15 protein-coding genes and 3 pseudogenes are annotated in these 17,254 nt (G+C 33.0%); 12 read left to right on the top strand and 6 right to left on the bottom strand.

All coding sequences use genetic code 11. The annotated features are described in order from the left end of the window. Together AC3WSK_RS12470 and AC3WSK_RS12465 are read left to right on the top strand one after the other, a co-directional pair. Positions 1 to 210: a YqgQ family protein gene (locus AC3WSK_RS12470; RefSeq protein ID WP_079563422.1), complete on the top strand. Its 210-nt coding sequence runs from the start codon at positions 1 to 3 to the stop codon at positions 208 to 210. A gap of 272 nt (positions 211 to 482) precedes the next feature. Beyond that, positions 483 to 2,378 carry an LTA synthase family protein gene (locus AC3WSK_RS12465; protein ID WP_079563421.1) on the top strand — a complete coding sequence of 632 codons (1,896 nt, stop codon included), beginning with the start codon at positions 483 to 485 and terminating at the stop codon, positions 2,376 to 2,378. A gap of 344 nt (positions 2,379 to 2,722) precedes the next feature. On the opposite strand, the gene AC3WSK_RS12460 is transcribed toward AC3WSK_RS12465, so the two are convergent. Next, a complete protein-coding gene (locus AC3WSK_RS12460) occupies positions 2,723 to 2,902 on the bottom strand; it encodes a DUF2759 domain-containing protein (protein ID WP_079563420.1) in 180 nt (59 codons plus the stop codon). Between the two features lie 168 nt (positions 2,903 to 3,070). Here AC3WSK_RS12460 and AC3WSK_RS12455 point away from each other — a divergent pair, with 168 nt between their 5' ends. Continuing rightward, positions 3,071 to 3,715, top strand: coding sequence for an MBL fold metallo-hydrolase (locus AC3WSK_RS12455; RefSeq protein WP_492413387.1), 645 nt, complete (start codon positions 3,071 to 3,073; stop codon positions 3,713 to 3,715). A 182-nt stretch (positions 3,716 to 3,897) separates the two neighbouring features. Here the strand turns inward: AC3WSK_RS12455 and AC3WSK_RS12450 are convergent, their stop codons facing one another. Then, positions 3,898 to 4,140 (bottom strand): DUF2626 family protein, encoded by a 243-nt coding sequence (locus AC3WSK_RS12450; protein WP_024361272.1) that lies wholly within the window; start codon positions 4,138 to 4,140, stop codon positions 3,898 to 3,900. Positions 4,141 to 4,259: 119 nt separating this feature from the next. Continuing rightward, positions 4,260 to 4,970, bottom strand: a complete 711-nt coding sequence (locus tag AC3WSK_RS12445) for a helix-turn-helix transcriptional regulator (protein WP_079563418.1) — start codon at positions 4,968 to 4,970, stop codon at positions 4,260 to 4,262. A 408-nt stretch (positions 4,971 to 5,378) separates the two neighbouring features. Between AC3WSK_RS12445 and AC3WSK_RS12440 the strand changes: the two genes are divergently transcribed. The 3 genes and pseudogenes from AC3WSK_RS12440 to AC3WSK_RS12430 all read left to right on the top strand — a co-directional run. Continuing rightward, positions 5,379 to 5,591: a hypothetical protein gene (locus AC3WSK_RS12440; protein WP_079563417.1), complete on the top strand. Its 213-nt coding sequence runs from the start codon at positions 5,379 to 5,381 to the stop codon at positions 5,589 to 5,591. Between the two features lie 548 nt (positions 5,592 to 6,139). Next, positions 6,140 to 6,511: a GntR family transcriptional regulator gene (locus AC3WSK_RS12435; protein WP_079563416.1), complete on the top strand. Its 372-nt coding sequence runs from the start codon at positions 6,140 to 6,142 to the stop codon at positions 6,509 to 6,511. A 4-nt stretch (positions 6,512 to 6,515) separates the two neighbouring features. Next, positions 6,516 to 7,262: pseudogene (locus tag AC3WSK_RS12430) on the top strand (ABC transporter ATP-binding protein); the annotation flags it as partial. Here AC3WSK_RS12430 and AC3WSK_RS12425 read toward each other — a convergent pair. Beyond that, a pseudogene (locus tag AC3WSK_RS12425) lies at positions 7,261 to 7,755 on the bottom strand (glycoside hydrolase family 5 protein); the annotation flags it as partial. The pseudogenes AC3WSK_RS12430 and AC3WSK_RS12425 overlap by 2 nt on opposite strands. Before the next feature lie 372 nt (positions 7,756 to 8,127). On the opposite strand from AC3WSK_RS12425, the gene AC3WSK_RS12420 reads away from it, so the two are divergent. From AC3WSK_RS12420 to AC3WSK_RS12405, 4 genes are all read left to right on the top strand, one after another. Then, positions 8,128 to 8,985 carry a metallophosphoesterase gene (locus AC3WSK_RS12420; RefSeq protein ID WP_427484779.1) on the top strand — a complete coding sequence of 286 codons (858 nt, stop codon included), beginning with the start codon at positions 8,128 to 8,130 and terminating at the stop codon, positions 8,983 to 8,985. Between the two features lie 310 nt (positions 8,986 to 9,295). Beyond that, complete coding sequence (locus AC3WSK_RS12415; protein ID WP_427484759.1) at positions 9,296 to 9,583, top strand: DUF418 domain-containing protein; 288 nt, start codon at positions 9,296 to 9,298, stop codon at positions 9,581 to 9,583. 686 nt (positions 9,584 to 10,269) lie between these two features. Next, a complete protein-coding gene (locus tag AC3WSK_RS12410) occupies positions 10,270 to 10,950 on the top strand; it encodes a response regulator transcription factor (RefSeq protein WP_492413383.1) in 681 nt (226 codons plus the stop codon). Beyond that, a complete protein-coding gene (locus tag AC3WSK_RS12405) occupies positions 10,947 to 12,791 on the top strand; it encodes a sensor histidine kinase (protein WP_427484757.1) in 1,845 nt (614 codons plus the stop codon). The genes AC3WSK_RS12410 and AC3WSK_RS12405 overlap by 4 nt, the downstream gene beginning before the upstream one ends. A gap of 78 nt (positions 12,792 to 12,869) precedes the next feature. On the opposite strand, the gene AC3WSK_RS12400 is transcribed toward AC3WSK_RS12405, so the two are convergent. Next, positions 12,870 to 13,580 carry an N-acetylmuramoyl-L-alanine amidase family protein gene (locus AC3WSK_RS12400; RefSeq protein WP_427484756.1) on the bottom strand — a complete coding sequence of 237 codons (711 nt, stop codon included), beginning with the start codon at positions 13,578 to 13,580 and terminating at the stop codon, positions 12,870 to 12,872. 313 nt (positions 13,581 to 13,893) lie between these two features. Between AC3WSK_RS12400 and AC3WSK_RS12395 the strand changes: the two genes are divergently transcribed. Further along, positions 13,894 to 14,694, top strand: a complete 801-nt coding sequence (locus AC3WSK_RS12395; RefSeq protein ID WP_427484778.1) for a polysaccharide deacetylase family protein — start codon at positions 13,894 to 13,896, stop codon at positions 14,692 to 14,694. Between the two features lie 1,524 nt (positions 14,695 to 16,218). Here the strand turns inward: AC3WSK_RS12395 and AC3WSK_RS12390 are convergent. Beyond that, a pseudogene (locus AC3WSK_RS12390) lies at positions 16,219 to 16,557 on the bottom strand (hypothetical protein); the annotation flags it as partial. A 294-nt stretch (positions 16,558 to 16,851) separates the two neighbouring features. Here AC3WSK_RS12390 and AC3WSK_RS12385 point away from each other — a divergent pair. Further along, entirely contained in the window at positions 16,852 to 17,067 is a 216-nt protein-coding gene (locus tag AC3WSK_RS12385) for a hypothetical protein (RefSeq protein WP_427484755.1), read from the top strand. The last annotated feature ends 187 nt before the right edge of the window (positions 17,068 to 17,254 follow it).

The raw sequence follows: 17,254 nt of genomic DNA, 5'->3' as shown, positions 1-17,254 counted from the left end.
ATGGACAAAATGTTAGATATTTATGAATTACTAAAAACATATGGCACTTATATTTACACACGTGATCCGATTGGTGATTTGATGTTAATGGAGGATGAAATTCGCGAGTTGTATAAAGCGAATGTACTAGATATTAAAGATTACCAAATGGCATTGTTACTAATTCGACAAGAAACAACAAAACTTCGTATGAAAGAAAATAGCCAGTAAGTTTTTAAAATAAATCATTTGGGGTATTGTAAAAATAATGTAACATGTATGTAATATTCATAAAAACAGTGGCTTTCCACTGTTTTTATGATTTGTGAAACTTTTTACAATTAAAAACGTATATATTATTGTCCAGAGCGAACAAGGAGAACAGTTTTCCATAAATATATCTATTGATTATCTGTAAAAAATGGATTAAGATATATTTTGTTTCAGTAACAAATTGTAAAAAATTATTATTTTTTTGTAAGAAAGTAAGGAGGATGTTAGGAATGAAATCAATAAAGTGGCCTAAACATTCATTTATGATACTAGCAATTGTAGCAACTTGGATAAAAACGGTCATTGTTTATCACACAAGCTTTGAGATGAAAATTGAAAATGCAATGCAACAATTTATTTTGCTTATTAATCCATTGAGCTTCGTGCTATTTGCTTATGGTATTTCGTTATTCTTTAAATCACCGAAAGTTAAAAGTCGCTATATAATTACGATTAGTGTTATTTTATCGATTGTCTTATACGGAAATGTGGCATTCTATCGTTTCTACAACGACTTTATTACGCTACCGGTATTATTCCAGACAAGTAACTTTGGCGATCTAGGAACTTCAGTAGCAGCGATTGTCAGCCCTTGGGACTTATTATATTTCATCGACGTGCTGATTTTAATTTTAGCGAACAAATATTTGCCAAAGATGAAGGAAGCAGTAAAAGTCAACGTAGAATTCCGTCGCGCGTACTTCGTATTAGCGATTGCGATGACATTCTTAAACTTAGGATTAGCTGAAACTGAGCGTCCACAATTGTTAACACGTAGTTTTGACCGTGAATTACTTGTGAAAAACATTGGTACGTATAACTACCATTTGTATGATATTTATATTCAATCAAAATCCTCTGCTCAACGTGCGTTAGCGGATGGCAGTGAATTAGTAGAAGTGAACAACTATATTCGTTCTAATCAAGCAGCAATCAACCCTGAAATGTTTGGTAAATACAAGGGGCGTAATTTGATCCTTGTTTCGATGGAGTCTTTACAAAACTTTGTTATTAATAATCAAATGGATGGTCATGAAATTACACCATTCTTAAACTCTTTAACAAAAGATAAAGATACGTTTTATTTCAGTAACTTCTATCACCAAACTGGATTAGGGAAAACTTCTGACTCAGAGTTTATTACAGAGAACTCATTGTTCGGCTTAGGTCGAGGTGCGGTATTCTTCACGCATGGTGGAAATACGTATAACTCAATGGCTGAGCGCCTTGGAGATAATGGCTACTTTACAAATGTCATGCACCCGAATAATAAATCATTCTGGAATCGTGACATGATGTATCAATCATTACACATTAATAAATTCTATGATATAGATTCATATAAGATTGGCGAAGGGGAAGCAGTTAACTGGGGTATGAAAGACGTTCCATTCCTAGAGCAATCTGCAGCCTTAATGAAAGATATGCAACAGCCATTCTATTCGCGACTAATTACTTTAACGAACCATTATCCATTCACATTGGACCCTGAAGATGTAATGATTCCTGAATATACGTCAAACTCAGGTACATTAAATCGTTATTTCCAAACAGTTCGTTATATGGATGAAGCTCTTAAAGACTTCTTCCAAAGTTTAAAAGATCAAGGTGTATATGATAACTCTATTATTGTAATGTATGGTGACCATTATGGTATTTCAGAAAACCATAACAAAGCGATGGCTCAATATTTAGGAAAAGAAAGCATTACATCATTTGATAATGCAATGCTACAAGAAGTACCATTATTTATCCATATCCCTAACTCAGGAGATGGTAAAGAAATGACAGAGATTGCAGGACAAATGGATTTACGTCCAACAATTTTACACCTTCTTGGCATTGAAACTTCAAAAGATATGCAACTTGGTGCAGACCTATTCTCACCAGAGCATGAAGATTTCGTTGTTTTCCGTGACGGTCGTTTTGTAACAGATAAATATGTATACGTTGGTGAAGCTTGCTATGACAAAGCAACTGGTGAAGAAATTGATGGTGAGCCATGTGAGCCATACGCTGAACGAGCTACGAAAGAACTAGAAAATTCTGATGCCATCATTAATGGTGATTTACTCCGCTTCTATGACCAAAAGACAGGTAATTTGAAGCAAGGAGCAGTTAAGTAAACAAAGAAAGTGATCTCATGTTTAGTGAGATCTCTTTTTTGTTTTATTTTAAGCGTGTCTACTAGCGAGTTTTCAACAGAAGTGACGAATATAGTCTGGAAACTTCATTTAACACTTAAATGGGAGTGTTTGGAAGGGTTTTTATGTAATTCCTATCAACTGAAAATTTAAATCGTTCTGGAAGCCATGTAAGCAGCTTAGAGGAAAGGGGGCATTATCGTGTTAGAATGGGTGAAGAATTAATCCTCACTGCTCGAAAGGTCAAAAAGAGCAGCTCACAAATAGGAAGTAAATAGAAAAAAGAGCAGCCTCGTTATGGAGACCGCTCTTTCTTTGTCTGAATTTTAGTGTAATGTTGGTGGGTATCCGCTGTGAATTACAGTCATAATTACGAACCAACCGAATACTACTGCACTTAATAAGTTGAAAACAACGCTTAATAGGTTCTTTTCTTTAAGTGCTTGGAATGTACCAACTACAGCCAAAATTGAAACTAGACCAAAAATAACCATTAATAAGTTCATTAAAAATTGACACTCCTTTCGACATCAGAAAATGAATGTCGTCAACAATATTCCTCCTTAATTGTAAACGTTCTACTTGTTTTTGTCGAGAACTAAAATAGCTTAAACTATGAACATTTATCGTCAAATTGTGGTAAAGGCTGTATAATTGATATTGAGGTGATAGTAATGATGAACGTACGAAGTTATTCACTTGGACCTGTCCAAACGAATTGTTATATCGTATCGAATAAAAATAAAGAATGCATAATTTTTGATCCAGGAGAAGAAGCGGATCGAATTATCAAGGCAATACGTAGTAACGGCCTAAAACCATTAGCCATTTTTTTAACACATGCGCATTTTGATCATATCGGTGCCGTAAACGCTGTCCGCGAAGTTTTTAATGTGCCATTATGGATTCATGAAAAAGAAGTAAGTTGGTTAGGAGATCCAACAAAAAATGGCTCTAGTAAATACGCAGCATTACCAGATTATATTGTCGATGCTCCAGCTGAAGAAAATATAATTAAAAAAGAACAACTATTTGAAATAAGCGATTTTGGTTTTAAAGTTATTTTTACGCCAGGGCACTCACCAGGTAGTATTTCATATATATTTGAAAATGATGGCTTCGCTATTGTTGGAGATACACTCTTTGAACAAGGGGTCGGTCGTACGGACTTACTAGGAGGATCAACAAAAATATTACTAGCATCCATTCATGATAAGCTGTTGACATTACCTGAAGATACTATTATCTACCCTGGCCATGGTAATTATACAACAGTCGGTGCAGAAATGGAGACAAATCCTTTCTTGAATGGTTTTTAATAAATGACATCCCAAAACTATTGGCGATGAACTTGGAGAATTTATCCTTTAAAAATCCCCCTGGCATTTTCGTAATGCAAAGGGGGATTTTACTATGCTTTGAATTTTTTCTGTATCTAATGAATAAATTTACATAAAAAAAGCATGTCTCATATTGGATGAGACACGCGTTTTTCTTTGTATTAATGACCGCCACCAGGTACGTGAATGAATGTTGTATAGTACGTGAAGCCAGCAAAGAATACAGTTAAATATGCTCCGAAAATGTACATGTACATACGTTCTGAAAGGTTCAAGAAGCCTAATAATAAGAATAAACCTGTATTACCTACGAATAATAGCGATACTTCGTTCATACCACCAAGGTAGAACATGACTGCAAAAATACCTGTCCAGAATGCCATAACTTTATACATATTATCCATGAAGATTTCCCCTCCTTTTGCCCACGACACAATAATCTCTTACTCATTATAAATGATATGAAAGGTATCTGTAAACTGGAACTTCTTCTTCTTTGTGACAAACCATTGGATTTTAAAAGTTAGTTATCCATTTCTGTCACGTTTATTTCATATTTACATAAATCACAATTATGTACCATGCTATCAATTTGTATAAAATCATTGCTCGAAAATAGTGCATCAACCTGTCCTTTTAAATACGATTCATGCAAAGAACAAACAAGTTCTGAATGAGTAGTAAGTTGCCCTTGGAATGGACAATTAAAAATGGAGAACGTCACTTTTTTACCGTTTTCTGTTTGTTGTACTTGCGGAATATAGCCAATTAATGCTGCATTATCAGTTAATAGCTGAAGCTTTTGTTCGAAGGAAAGGTTATTATTTAATTGTAATTCAGCATTTACATAATTCTTCATTTGCTGATAACCGTCTTGGTAGCTTATATCTTGGCATCTTTCTAGTGCAGGTGGTCCGAATTCTTCAATTAATTGGATTGTCCACTTTAATAGTCGCTCCTCATCACGTCTTGGGAACGTTAGTGATACACCTTTATCTGATGCCTTATAAACACGACCAGGTCTGCCACCTTTCCCAGTTTTAGCAAAATCCGCTGTGATGATGTTGATTTCTGATAGCTTTGTTAAGTGTAAACGTGCAACGTTTGGATGTATGCCGAATTTATCAGCGATGTTTTGGACCGTTACAGTTTTCTTCTCTTGCAGGATATACTCATAAATAGAGTATCTAGTTTCATCGGCTAACGTACTAGTAATTTTTAATGGATGGATCATTTACTTCACCTCTATGTAATTTTTAAATGTTATTTCTTTTACCAAGTGTTAGAAAAAAACCATGTTAATTCTATTATATTGTATTATTTAAAAAGATACAGTTCCTTTAGGCATAAATATTAACTTTTTCATAAGATACTGTTCATTTTTAGTGGAAATTTGCATGTTATTCACACTTTTATAGCAAAAAACACGTTTGATAGGAAAATTTATAGCAAATTTTTATTTTACGAAAAGGGCTTTTTTCGTAATTGGTTATTATCTATACTAGGAAATAACGAATAGAGCGGTCATATTCAAATGAACTAGAAGAGGGGGGTGTGATTTACTGAATATTTAAATAATAAAGTGTTCCAAGTCTTCGAGGTATATAGAAATATTTTTGAATTATGGTCGATGGGGCTAGTTATGAATAAAAGAGATGAGAATAATGATTATATTCTAGAAGCTTCAAGATGTACGCTAGCTTTAGTACTCGCAACTTTATTAATTTGGGGAATTTTTGATGTTTTCAATGCGCAAAATACTGGGTTTGGTTTTCCGTGGTGGTTAATAATTGAAATAGTTATTGTTTATACTATCTCAAGATACTACTTTACATTCAAAAACTCAAAAAAATAAACTTAAGCTAAAGATGCTATAACCCATATTGGGCTTGGATCTGCAGTAGCTCTTAATACAATGTTAGGTTCTATACATATGGTTTAAATCAATATAAATTCTGGTTTCAAGATACGTCAGTCAAGGCTACGCAAAACGATGAACATTAATACTTTTGAAGTGGGTAGTGATGGGTCCAATTTAAACGATTATAAATACGAGGCTCTGTAATTCGGTGCCTTGTATTTTTTTACGTGAAAATCCGGTAATTCAACATTTTAGAGGCCATGTGCAGACAAATTAATTAAGCGTATTAATTATATAACGTAGCGAGCGACAAGCTGATTTTACATGTTTAATAATCATGTTGATCGATTGATAAAATTAACAAATTACACTACCACTTTACTCCATTATCTTAAAAATAGTTGCTCAATCCCGCTCATTAAATAAAATAGTTGCAATGTATATTGCAATGTGTAAAATGTGTATAAAGTGTATATATATTGTGTTATATTGAGTGTTTTACTAGTATGTTCTCAATCAACAAATGAAGAAGAGGGATTAGCATGCAAATCATTATTTCAAATAGTTCAAAGGAACCGATCTATGAACAAATTACAAATCAAATTAAGTCAATGATTTTAACAGGTGACCTCTTGGAAGGGACAGCATTACCCTCTATGCGTCAATTAGCAAAGGATCTACAGATTAGTGTGATCACAACCAAGCGTGCTTATGAAGAATTAGAGAAGGCAGGCTTTATTTATTCCATTGTAGGTAAAGGCTCTTTTATTGCGGAGCAAAATTTAGAGGTAATCAAAGAGAAAAAACTAAAAGTCATTGAAGAGCAGTTGAGTGCAGTCATAAAAAATAGCAGAGAAATAGGAATGTCACTTAATGAATTGCAAGAACTATTGAGTATTTTGAATGAGGAGTGAAGCAATGGAAAATGTCATTGAAATAAGTAATGTAAGCAAAAAAATCAAAGGTTTTTCTATTGATAATCTTGACTTGCAAGTGAAGAAAGGGTACATAACAGGGTTTATCGGGGCAAATGGTGCCGGAAAGTCGACAACAATAAAAATGATAATGAATTTATTGAAGCCAGATACTGGAGAGGTTAAACTTTTTGGATTGGACTACAAAACACATGAAAAAGAGATTAAAGAGCGTATTGGGTTTGTATATGATGAAAATGTATTTTTTGAAGGGTTGAACTTAAAGGATATAAGGAAAATTGTTGGTCCAGCCTATAGAAGCTGGGATGATGCACTGTTTTATCAATATGTAAAAAAATTCGATTTACCATTAAATAAACCTATAAAAACTTTCTCAAAAGGAATGCAAATGAAGGTATCTTTAGCGATAGCCTTGTCACACCACGCAGAGCTGATTATTATGGATGAGCCGACAGCAGGTTTAGACCCTATTTTTAGACGAGAGTTCTTAAATTTATTGCAAGAGTTTATGCTTGATGGTAGTCGTACTATCTTTATCTCTACACATATTACAACCGATTTAGATCGTATTGCAGATTATATAGCCTTTATGCAGAATGGAGAATTAGTATTTAATCATTCGGGTCATGATTTAGTCGAAAATTATGCATTAGTGAAAGGAGGACTAGATCTTCTAGATAGAGACACTGAAAAAGCATTTGTGCGTGTTCATCGTGCATCAACGGGATTTGCTCATGATATTTAAAGTCTTGCCAAATTCGGTCGTCATTTTCATAGTTATTAAACTGCCTCCAACGATTTCCTGGAAGACTTAGAACAGTCAGTACAACTTTTGACCCTCTTGCATATGCTGCATCCAAATCCTCTTTTAACTTTATAAAATCTTCTTCAACAATTCCCTCATATTGATCTGCATTACCGATTAAGAAATCCTTATTAGGACTAGGGTCAGGTTCGTCATTAAATAAGAAGCCTCTATCTTTTGACCATTTATCAGGTGCTAAACGGATAAATTCAATATTGAATCCATTCGCTTCTTCATAATTTTTCGGTAAAGAAGAAGAATTCATAAAGTTTGTACCTTTTCGTTGTTCAGTCCAAAAATCATTCTTTTCCTCCTTTACTTCCTCTACTTCCTGTATTTCATGTTTCTTTTCTTGCACTAAGGAACTACAACCAGCAGCAAGTGCTACTGTTAAAAAACAACCAAGGGAGGCTATCATTTTGAATTTTCCTCTCAGCCATTTCCTTTGATTTATTTCTCTCATATTATCACCTCGTTTTATATACTACTGAACCAATGTTACGTGAAAGTGACAAATAAGCAGAGTTTAACGAGGGGTATTCAATAGGGGAGAGATAGCAATTTTAGTTTGTTATTAAATTGCTAATCGTGATTGATTCTTTGAATCTCTTTTATATAAATCTCCAAAATGACAACTTCCTGTAACAATAAGATGCTACAACATTAAATAAATTGTAGTTTTTTATGATAAATATAGAGGTGACATATGAAAGGTAATACGAAAAACACACAAAAAAATAGGGTATCAATGGTGAAATTAATCACTCCATTGAAGCCGTTAATAAGAAGGATGTTTCAACAGAAAATTAAGTGGAAATGTGTTATTTCCCTTATAATCTTCATTTTTCCAATCGCTACTTATTTATACGCGTCCCACTTTGAAACAAAATCATTGTCTATTACATGGACTGATATCAAAAATCCTAATATTCCTGAAAGTTTTCAAAATGTAAAGATTGTGCAATTCTCTGACACACACTTTGGACCGAATTTTTCTCATAAGCAGCAGAAAATGCTAATCGATCAAATAAATGAAATTAACCCCGATATTGTAGTCTTTACAGGTGATTTAATTGACAAGTTTCATGAGTATACTTCCGAAAGAAAATACTCACAAACTATTTTGTCCCAAATTCACGCACCTCTTGGAAAATATGCAGTGTTCGGTAATCATGACCGTGGAGGCGGCGGAGGGTATTTGTACGAACAGTATATGGAGGAAGCGGATTTTACAGTTTTAGTTAATGAAACTATAAAAATTAAGGCAAGCAATGATGACTATATTACGATTTCTGGTCTTGATGATTTTTTACTTGGCAAGCCAAAAGTGCAGCATACCCTTCAACACTTACAAGAGAAGGACTTTAACATATTGTTAGTGCATGAACCCGATGCAGTAGATGAAGTCCTTAAGTATTCAGTTGATTTTCAAGTATCTGGTCACAGTCATGGAGGACAAGTACAACTTCCATTCATTGGCCCTATTATCACTACTTCATTAGCAAAACAATATGTAGAAGGCATGTATTCATTAAAGGGGAAATCGAAACCATTGCAGTTGTATGTAAATCGAGGTATTGGTACAACAAGAATGCCTATACGCTTCTGGAGTAAGCCAGAACTTTCTGTTTTTTTATTAAAAAATTGAAGCTATCCGCAAGATCTCCTTTCCGTTTAATCTGGGAGAATAAATAAGGTTGGTTTTTAATGTGCCCCGGCATGCGTATGAACTATAGGGTGCAAGTCCCAAACCACGAAGACAGAAGTAGAGGTTAGCCAAAAGCAAGGGTGTCCGTGGCGACGCGGAATCTGGAGGCAAAACACCAGTCCGAGTAACACGAATCTTATATAAGGCTAGGTGATAAAGAGTTTCATCGAAGAAGAGTACAGTCGCCCAGGAGCAGAAGAGAATCTAAAAGTTGGAGACGTGAATCAAGCGTGGAAAAATCATACCTGCTTTGTTAAATAAAGCTCGCCCTATACAAATGCTGGCACCTGTGTTTGAGAGTGTGGGTAAACTATCATTAACCAATTATCTAATGCAAACCGTTATTTGTACGGCTGTATTATATGAATATGGTTTAGGGTTATCTGGAAAATTAGGCATTTTTAGCGGAATGCTATTCGGCATAGTTCTATACAGTTTCCAATGTATTTTCAGCATAGTATATTTAAAGAAATTTAAACGAGGACCAATAGAAAGTATACTCCGAATTTGGACAAATTTGTCTTGGAACGGACAGTAAGAAAACAGAAAGAAAGTGCTTTACATGAATAGTGACTCCAAAGACGACTTTAAAGATATATGGTGACTTTTAAGCATATGTAAACATCCTCTTCTGGACGTGGGAAAGGGATAGGAACTGAACTTAAACGATGGGCAACATCGTGCAAGAGAATGCGGTTGTCACTTGGTTCAATGCTTTACTTGTTTCTGAACGAATAGGTATTATAGCACCGCACGATGGATTAAAAATGAAACTTTAAAATTTCTCTTATTCAGCTAAAGGGGATGTTCGTATTAGTTGAACATCTTTGAGCTGCCTAAACGGCTCCTTTTTTATTCAACTGGGGAATCAGAGGGAACTGAACTTCAATAAATTGGGCATCTGTTCAGTAGGGGAAAAGCTGCCGCCAGCAAAGTACAGGCAGGAGCCTCAACAAGTTGCCTAACTTCATTTTACAAGTTCTTCACAAAGGGTGCATTTTATTTCTCAACAGCTTTTTATTAGATATCCAGAAAAGAATGAATTATTTGCATAGATTTTACCTGATATGAAGATTAAATAAAGATATGGCAATGACGTTGATTCAACTTACTTACTCGCTTAATATGGACATGTAAAGTTCATATAAATAGATTGAATGTTACTTACATTTAATCTTGGTTAGAATGAACTTAGAATATTAAATAATTAAGCAGGGGATAAAAATGATTGATCCAATATTAATTATAGAAGATGAGGATATTTTACGAGAAATTCTTAAAGATTATTTTCTAAATGCAGGTTATTCGGTTTTAGAAGCTAAAGATGGTGAAGAGGCACTAAAGGTATTTCAAGAAAATGAGCTTAGTTTAATTATATTAGATATTATGCTACCTAAATTAGATGGATGGACTATTTGCCGACGAATTAGAAAAACTTCAAATATCCCAATTATTATGTTGACTGCTCGTACAGATGAAGATGATACATTATTAGGTTTTGAATTAGGAGCCGATGATTATGTAACGAAACCTTACAATCCACTAGTTTTATTAGCACGTGCCAAAAGGTTATTACATCAACGGGAACAGAAAAATGGTGTAGTAGGTGATTATCTAGAAAGCGGCGGCATTAAAATTTATATTCCGTCTAGGACAGTACAAGTAAATAATGAAGAGATTTCATTAACGCATACAGAATATGAAATGCTATTGTATTTAATGGGAAATAAAGGGATAGTTATAACTAGAGAGCAGCTTATAACAAAAGTATGGGGTTATGAACATATTGGAGATGACCGAACGATTAATAGTCACATGCGAAACTTGCGAAACAAATTAGGCGACCATTCCACATGTATAAAAACGATTGTTCGAACAGGTTATAAATTTGAGGACATACGATGAAAAGAGGAATTGTATTTAAGTTGTTTTTATTAACAACAATGCTTTGTATACTTATATTGGCTACCATTTTTGTCGGACAAACAATATTCTTCAAACAATTTTATATGAATAAAAAAGTAGAAGATTTAGAATCCAATTTAACTGTATTTGAAAAAGAATATCGAAAAAATAGTAATGACATTGCAAAAATTCAGCAGCTTGAAAGAGATTTTGCTGAAAAAAATAATGCTTGGATTACAATATTGGATCAGTATGGTCTTTTAAAGCATGAGGATGATTTCTACATTGAAATACAGTTAAATGAGTATTATCAAAAACTAATTGGTATGAAAACAACTAAAGTTCCTTTATATATGATTGATGAGGATAATTCGGTCCAGTTGTCGGAATCATTATTGAAGAACAGTCAAGTATATATAATTGGATTCTTGAAAGAGTCGCAAATAATTCCAATCGAAATAATGATTGAACCAGCCGAAATAAATATTAATAATGAAGCGGATAGTAGAAATCAAAATATATTGGCAAAATCTTTTACTTTCACAAATAATATGCTCTATGAAAAAATAGGAGGAACTAGGGAAAATTTAAAAGAAGTATTTATATCTAATGAAAATTCTGATTTGGTTAATCTAGGAGGGGAAATTATTAATATTCAACTTCCAGAAAGTAATGATTTATCCAACGTCATTTATTCTAATACATTATTTTTAGAGCAAATTAAAGATTTTCAAAATAAGTTATTATTAGATAAACTTGATTTTCCTAATTCCACTACACAACTAATTAATTATGAACAAAATGATATTAAATATAAGATTTTAATTGCAAAATCAGATGAAACGAATTCATATATATTTTCAATGACTTCGCTACAACCAGTTGATGAAGCTGTGCAAATGATTGAAGAATATTATATTTACATTGTTGCTTTTGTTTCTTTATTAATATTATTGGCATCTTATTACTATTCAATAAAAATTGCAAAGCCATTATTAAGGATTACTCATACAACGGAGAAAATAGCGAATTTAGATTTTTCTGAGACAATTGCTGTTCATTCAAATGATGAAATTGGAAATTTATCGAGGAATATCAACTTACTTTCGAACGGGTTAAGTATGTATATTGAACAGTTACAGCAAGACATTGAAAAGGAAAAAAAGCTAGAAAATACGCGTAAAGAGTTTATTTCTGGTGTATCACATGAATTAAAAACACCTTTAAGTATTATGAAAAGCTGTATAACAATATTGAGAGGGAATGTTGCAAAACATAAGAAAGAGTATTATTTCGATGCATTGGAAAAAGAAGTTGATAAGATGGATTTATTGATTATCGATATGCTTGAATTAGCAAAGTATGAATCGGGAACATATAAAATGAAAATAGATTCTTTTTATATTCATTCACTATTAGAAGAGATTTGCGAAAAATTAATGCCTGAAATACAACAAAAACAATTGCAAGTTGAAACCCATGTATCACAGATCAAAGTAGAAGCCAACAAACGCCATATCGAACAGGTTCTTACGAATTTTTTGACAAATGCTATCCGATATTCTCCTTCGCAAGAAAGAATAATTTTGGCGTTGGAGGTGAAAGGAGAACTGGTGAAAATAAGTGTGGAGAATAGAGGTGCTCATATTGCAAAAGAACATCTAGAGAAAATTTGGGAGCGCTTTTATCGGATTGATGCTTCTAGAAAAAGGTCAGACGGTGGTACTGGCTTAGGACTGGCAATTTCGAAAAATATATTAATGCTACATGGGGTAGAATACGGTGTTTGCAATACAAATAATGGCGTACAGTTTTATTTTTATCTACCAATTAAAGAGTGAAAAACAGCTCATACAAACGGTTTTATAAACCATTCGTATGGGCTGTTTTTTATGGAGCTACATAATTTCATATTGTTTTTATTTTGTAAAGAATTCAATTATCCCATCTACGATAGATATAGCAGTTTTGTTTTGAAAATCTTTAGAAACCATTCGGATTTCATCTTCTTTATTTGACGTAAAGCCCAGTTCTAGTAATACTGCAGGAGCAGAATTGTTCTTTAAAACATAAAAATCACTGTCTTTTACACCACGATTTTTGGCATCATTATTTTGCCTAAAGATAGATGCTAGCAGGATTTTAGCTAAATTTTCACCCTTATTTTGATGTGAGCTGTAATGAACAGTTATTCCGTTAACACTAGGATCGGTAAAAGCGTCGTGATGAATACTAATATACAAATCAGCTGAAGCATCATCGGCAATTTGAATTCTTTTTTGTAAAGCTTCTATTTGATTACGCCCTAAATCTATATCTTTATCACGTGTTAGGATGACTGTTGCGGCTGTTCTTTTTTCAAGCTCCTGCTTAATATTTAGTGCTACTGTAAGATTCACCTCTTTTTCTCTTGTTCCATAGGTTAAGCCAGTTGTGCCAATATCAACGCCGCCATGGCCAGGATCAATCACAATGTTTTTTCCTTCTAATAAATCAATGGTACTACTTTCTACTATAGTATTGTCAATTTCAATTATCTCAGCACGATTACCTTGAGTAACATACATTAGATAAACAATACTAGCACAACTAATAGATACTAAAAGATACTTCCAACTATTTTTCTTCATTTTTTTCATACTCCAACTATTAAATTCAACTGCTTAACGTGAACCAATAGTAAGATACCTAGATAAAGATAAAATGAAGAAAGGATAAATATGAAGTAAAACTAATTCCTGACTGTGCTTTAGGTTCAAAGATAAATCGATGAACCGTTGAGAAAGGAAAGTTATCATACACCATTCAATTAAATAGAGTCAGTAATCTTCTTTAATTTAACTCGACACAATCTGCATTTTATCTTTATATTGTTCAATTAAACTAACTTTTGAAGAGGAGAGGTTGAACAATTTGAAAACAAAAACATCACGAAAAACTATCATGAAAAGTTGGATAATAATAGGAATGGTTTTAACTACTATTCTAATGTTCTATATGAGAGAGAAGCCCGAAGCATCATCTGTCAAAATAATTGCAACGGAACAAAGTAAACAAATAGCACCAAAGGAACAAAGTGAAGTCATAAAAGAGGAGCCTAAAATAGAGAATAAACTATCGATTAAACCCGTAGGAAAAGTTGTATATCTAACATTTGATGATGGTCCTAGTCAATTGACGGGACGATTTTTAGATGTATTAAAAGAACATGATGTAAAAGCAACTTTTTTTATGCAAGGGGTTAATTTACAGAATACGAATTTACAAGACAATGTAAGACGAGCTACGTCTGAAGGGCATTATGTAGGAGCACATAGCATGACACATAATAGTAAACGTTTGTACACAGACGGTAAATTTGTACAAGAAATGAATGAAACAATTGCTATAATTCATGATCTTACAGGTGAAAACCCTAAATTAGTTAGAGCTCCATATGGTTCAGTTCCAGGCTTAGATAATGAACAACTGCGCAATCAAATTGTAGAAGCGAATATTAAAGTATGGGATTGGACAATTGATTCTTTAGACTGGAAATTGAAAAATAACCCATATCAAATTGTAGAAAACGTTAAAAATGGAACTTCGAGAGATATAGAAGTTGTACTCATGCACGAAGTAAGTCAAACACTTCAAGTACTTCCAAACATTATTTCTTTTTATAAGGAAAGAGGGTATAAGTTTGGGGTTTATAATGACTTCCTTCATTTCCCTTTAAATTTCCACAACGATAAACGATTGTGAAAAATGTAGGTGGATGTATTATATAAATCAATAAAATTGAGAATACGAGGTGACGTGTCTAACTAGTGTGTCAAAAAAGTATAATAAAGAATTTAAACAAACGGTAGTTTCACTTTTTCACTCGAGTACAATTGTCAATCTACTTTCTAGAGAATGATGGCGTGTCATTGTACCACCTAATGATAATTCATAAAAGCGACTTCGCATTCTAAGTTGCGATTAGGTGAATTCGAAATTGTACAGGATTCATCTTTTTAAATTCTGTTGGAGATTTCATTCCGAATTCACCTAATCTTGATTTTATCTGTACATTGTTCTGCAATAATTATTTGTGTTGTACAAATAAATGAAAAGAGGGATTAAGATGAGTAAAAAGAATTTATTCATTGCACTTGGTATATCAACAGCATTTTTAGTAGGCGCCGTGGGTATACCTACGCTAAACAAATTCAGAAAGAAGAGTCAGTAAAACCCGTACAAATAGTCAACACAAAAACGGATGATACAACAAAATAAGAAAGTAAAGAGCTACCAACTCAATTTAGTTTTACTGATGAGGATTTGTTTACAACGAATGATCAGCCTGATTACTTTTTTTAGATGATGCAATTTCTACAACCGATTTACCAGTTACCAATTCTTGTTTTAATTCTGTTGTATTCATATTTAATAAAGAAAATAGGTCCTGATTATTTAAGAATGCATTAGAGAATGGATCTAAACAAGAAGTGATTGAGGGTATTGCTAAGGCACAAAAAGAGGTGCAGTTTAAAGGAGGAGAAACAAAAGAAACGAAAGAAAAATATTCTAAATGTATCGAAACAAATAATTGAGTACAAATAAACGGTAATAAATTTTCTTACCACTTTAAAAACATGTCAAACCGGTGATATATCATTAATTATAGAATTAGTAAGAATACAGATTATACAAATGGTTTTGTTAACCCTTTGTATAATCTGTTCTTTTTATAAAGTTACATGAACTCATTTCTGGCACGAATTGAAAAGTGCCATTAAAGATGGGTATTACATTTTCTTTAAATCATTGAAAAAAAGCGTTTTACAAATTTATGCTGGGAGGATGCGCTATCCAAAATGCATCACAAAAAGCTGCTGATTCAGCAAGAAAAAACTGGGCGGGAAATAACATTATTTTAGCAATAGTTAGTCCAATCCCCAACATTTTTCCTAAATCCCCACCTGTTACACTTACATCAATTTTATCAATTGGATCCTCTGTTTAACCAATACTTTCGGAATTTCGGATGGGCTTAAATTAGTAGGAGCTTTAGAAGAAGAAGAAGAGGCAAGTTGAGCGGGAATAGCGGGTGTACGAGGAGAATCAGGTTCAGCTACGGAAATAGATTTGAATTAAGTCATAATATATAAAGGGTGATACATATTAGTCAAATATAATATGTATCACCCTTTTACTTTTTGCTCAGTAATCGCGCTAGATTGGGATATTATGTTAATATCGATGTTTATCTTGTCGTTTTATTACTGATTAGTTAATTTATTTTTACCATGGAGTTTCAGTTTTATGCTCGATGACATGTATCACTTTTGGTTCAATATTTTTTAACATTTGCTCATATTGTTTACTATCGACATTTTCACCCTGAAATTGTACATCAGTCTGTGTTTTTGAAATGACATTAATTACTTGTTGTTTAGTAACGTTTTTAGAAGCTGCAATCTCCACTACTGATTTTCCTGTTGCCAATTCTTGTTTTAATTCTTGTGCGTTTATTTTTAATAAAGACAATAAAATTTCATCGTTCAAATAAAAGTCTGCAGTATAATCAGGTTTACCGTTTAAAGAAAATAAACCTTCGACTTTAATATTTGAAGGTGTAGGTTTACCTTCTAATACTTTTTGGATTTCTTCAGGGGTTGGTTCTTTAATTGTTTGAATTTCTTCAGGGATTGGTGCTTTAATAGAATTTACAGTTTCTATCGACTCATGTATTTCTTTTTTTTGAGTAGCATAGGCACTGCCAGCTCCTAGTAATAATGCTGTTGACATTCCAAGTACAGTGAATAATTTTGTCTTAGGATTTAACATTTTAAAACCTCTTTTCATTGTTTTATTGGGTGTTACAAGTTCTAATATAAACGCAGCATATAAAGATGAAGTGAAGATGATATAAAGTTGAAATCAAACTTTATTCTTCCACTAATCGATGCTTCAAAAGATTTGGATCCATTAGTGAAACAATTGTCGAATAGAATAGCAACCGTGTTAGAAGTCAATGAGTTAAAGGAGAAAGCTAAATCTGAATTTGAGATGATGTTAAAGGAGTTAAGTAGTTACGAAAGTGATATTAATTTTCTAATCAGAGATATTGAAGAAATGCTATCTTATTAAATCTTTTTATCGAGAGTGCCGTATTAAGTAATAACTTATAAATTAATTAAATAATGCTATAAAACAAGTATTTTAAATTTAAAAGTTCTTTTTAATGCCTTCCACAATTATTGAAGTGACCCCTAAAAGTTAGACACGGTTATTTCATTAGGCAGCTTGAGTAAAATGAGTTCGGTATTGAACCGGA

Source organism: Lysinibacillus sp. EB271-A1-10B (genome assembly GCF_058791335.1).
The sequence above is the reverse complement of the archived record's forward strand: the minus strand, read 5'-3'. Positions and strand labels throughout refer to the sequence as shown.

What these genes read in the sequence shown, in the direction of transcription:
- AC3WSK_RS12435 (WP_079563416.1), top strand. Translation starts at nt 6,140, where the DNA reads ATGCAAATCATTATTTCAAATAGTTCAAAGGAACCGATCTATGAACAA.
- AC3WSK_RS12395 (WP_427484778.1), top strand. Translation starts at nt 13,894, where the DNA reads ATGAAAAGTTGGATAATAATAGGAATGGTTTTAACTACTATTCTAATG.
- AC3WSK_RS12440 (WP_079563417.1), top strand. Translation starts at nt 5,379, where the DNA reads ATGAATAAAAGAGATGAGAATAATGATTATATTCTAGAAGCTTCAAGA.
- AC3WSK_RS12400 (WP_427484756.1), bottom strand. Translation starts at nt 13,580, where the DNA reads ATGAAGAAAAATAGTTGGAAGTATCTTTTAGTATCTATTAGTTGTGCT.
- AC3WSK_RS12460 (WP_079563420.1), bottom strand. Translation starts at nt 2,902, where the DNA reads ATGAACTTATTAATGGTTATTTTTGGTCTAGTTTCAATTTTGGCTGTA.
- AC3WSK_RS12465 (WP_079563421.1), top strand. Translation starts at nt 483, where the DNA reads ATGAAATCAATAAAGTGGCCTAAACATTCATTTATGATACTAGCAATT.
- AC3WSK_RS12455 (WP_492413387.1), top strand. Translation starts at nt 3,071, where the DNA reads ATGATGAACGTACGAAGTTATTCACTTGGACCTGTCCAAACGAATTGT.
- AC3WSK_RS12420 (WP_427484779.1), top strand. Translation starts at nt 8,128, where the DNA reads ATGTTTCAACAGAAAATTAAGTGGAAATGTGTTATTTCCCTTATAATC.
- AC3WSK_RS12405 (WP_427484757.1), top strand. Translation starts at nt 10,947, where the DNA reads ATGAAAAGAGGAATTGTATTTAAGTTGTTTTTATTAACAACAATGCTT.
- AC3WSK_RS12445 (WP_079563418.1), bottom strand. Translation starts at nt 4,970, where the DNA reads ATGATCCATCCATTAAAAATTACTAGTACGTTAGCCGATGAAACTAGA.
- AC3WSK_RS12470 (WP_079563422.1), top strand. Translation starts at nt 1, where the DNA reads ATGGACAAAATGTTAGATATTTATGAATTACTAAAAACATATGGCACT.
- AC3WSK_RS12410 (WP_492413383.1), top strand. Translation starts at nt 10,270, where the DNA reads ATGATTGATCCAATATTAATTATAGAAGATGAGGATATTTTACGAGAA.
- AC3WSK_RS12450 (WP_024361272.1), bottom strand. Translation starts at nt 4,140, where the DNA reads ATGGATAATATGTATAAAGTTATGGCATTCTGGACAGGTATTTTTGCA.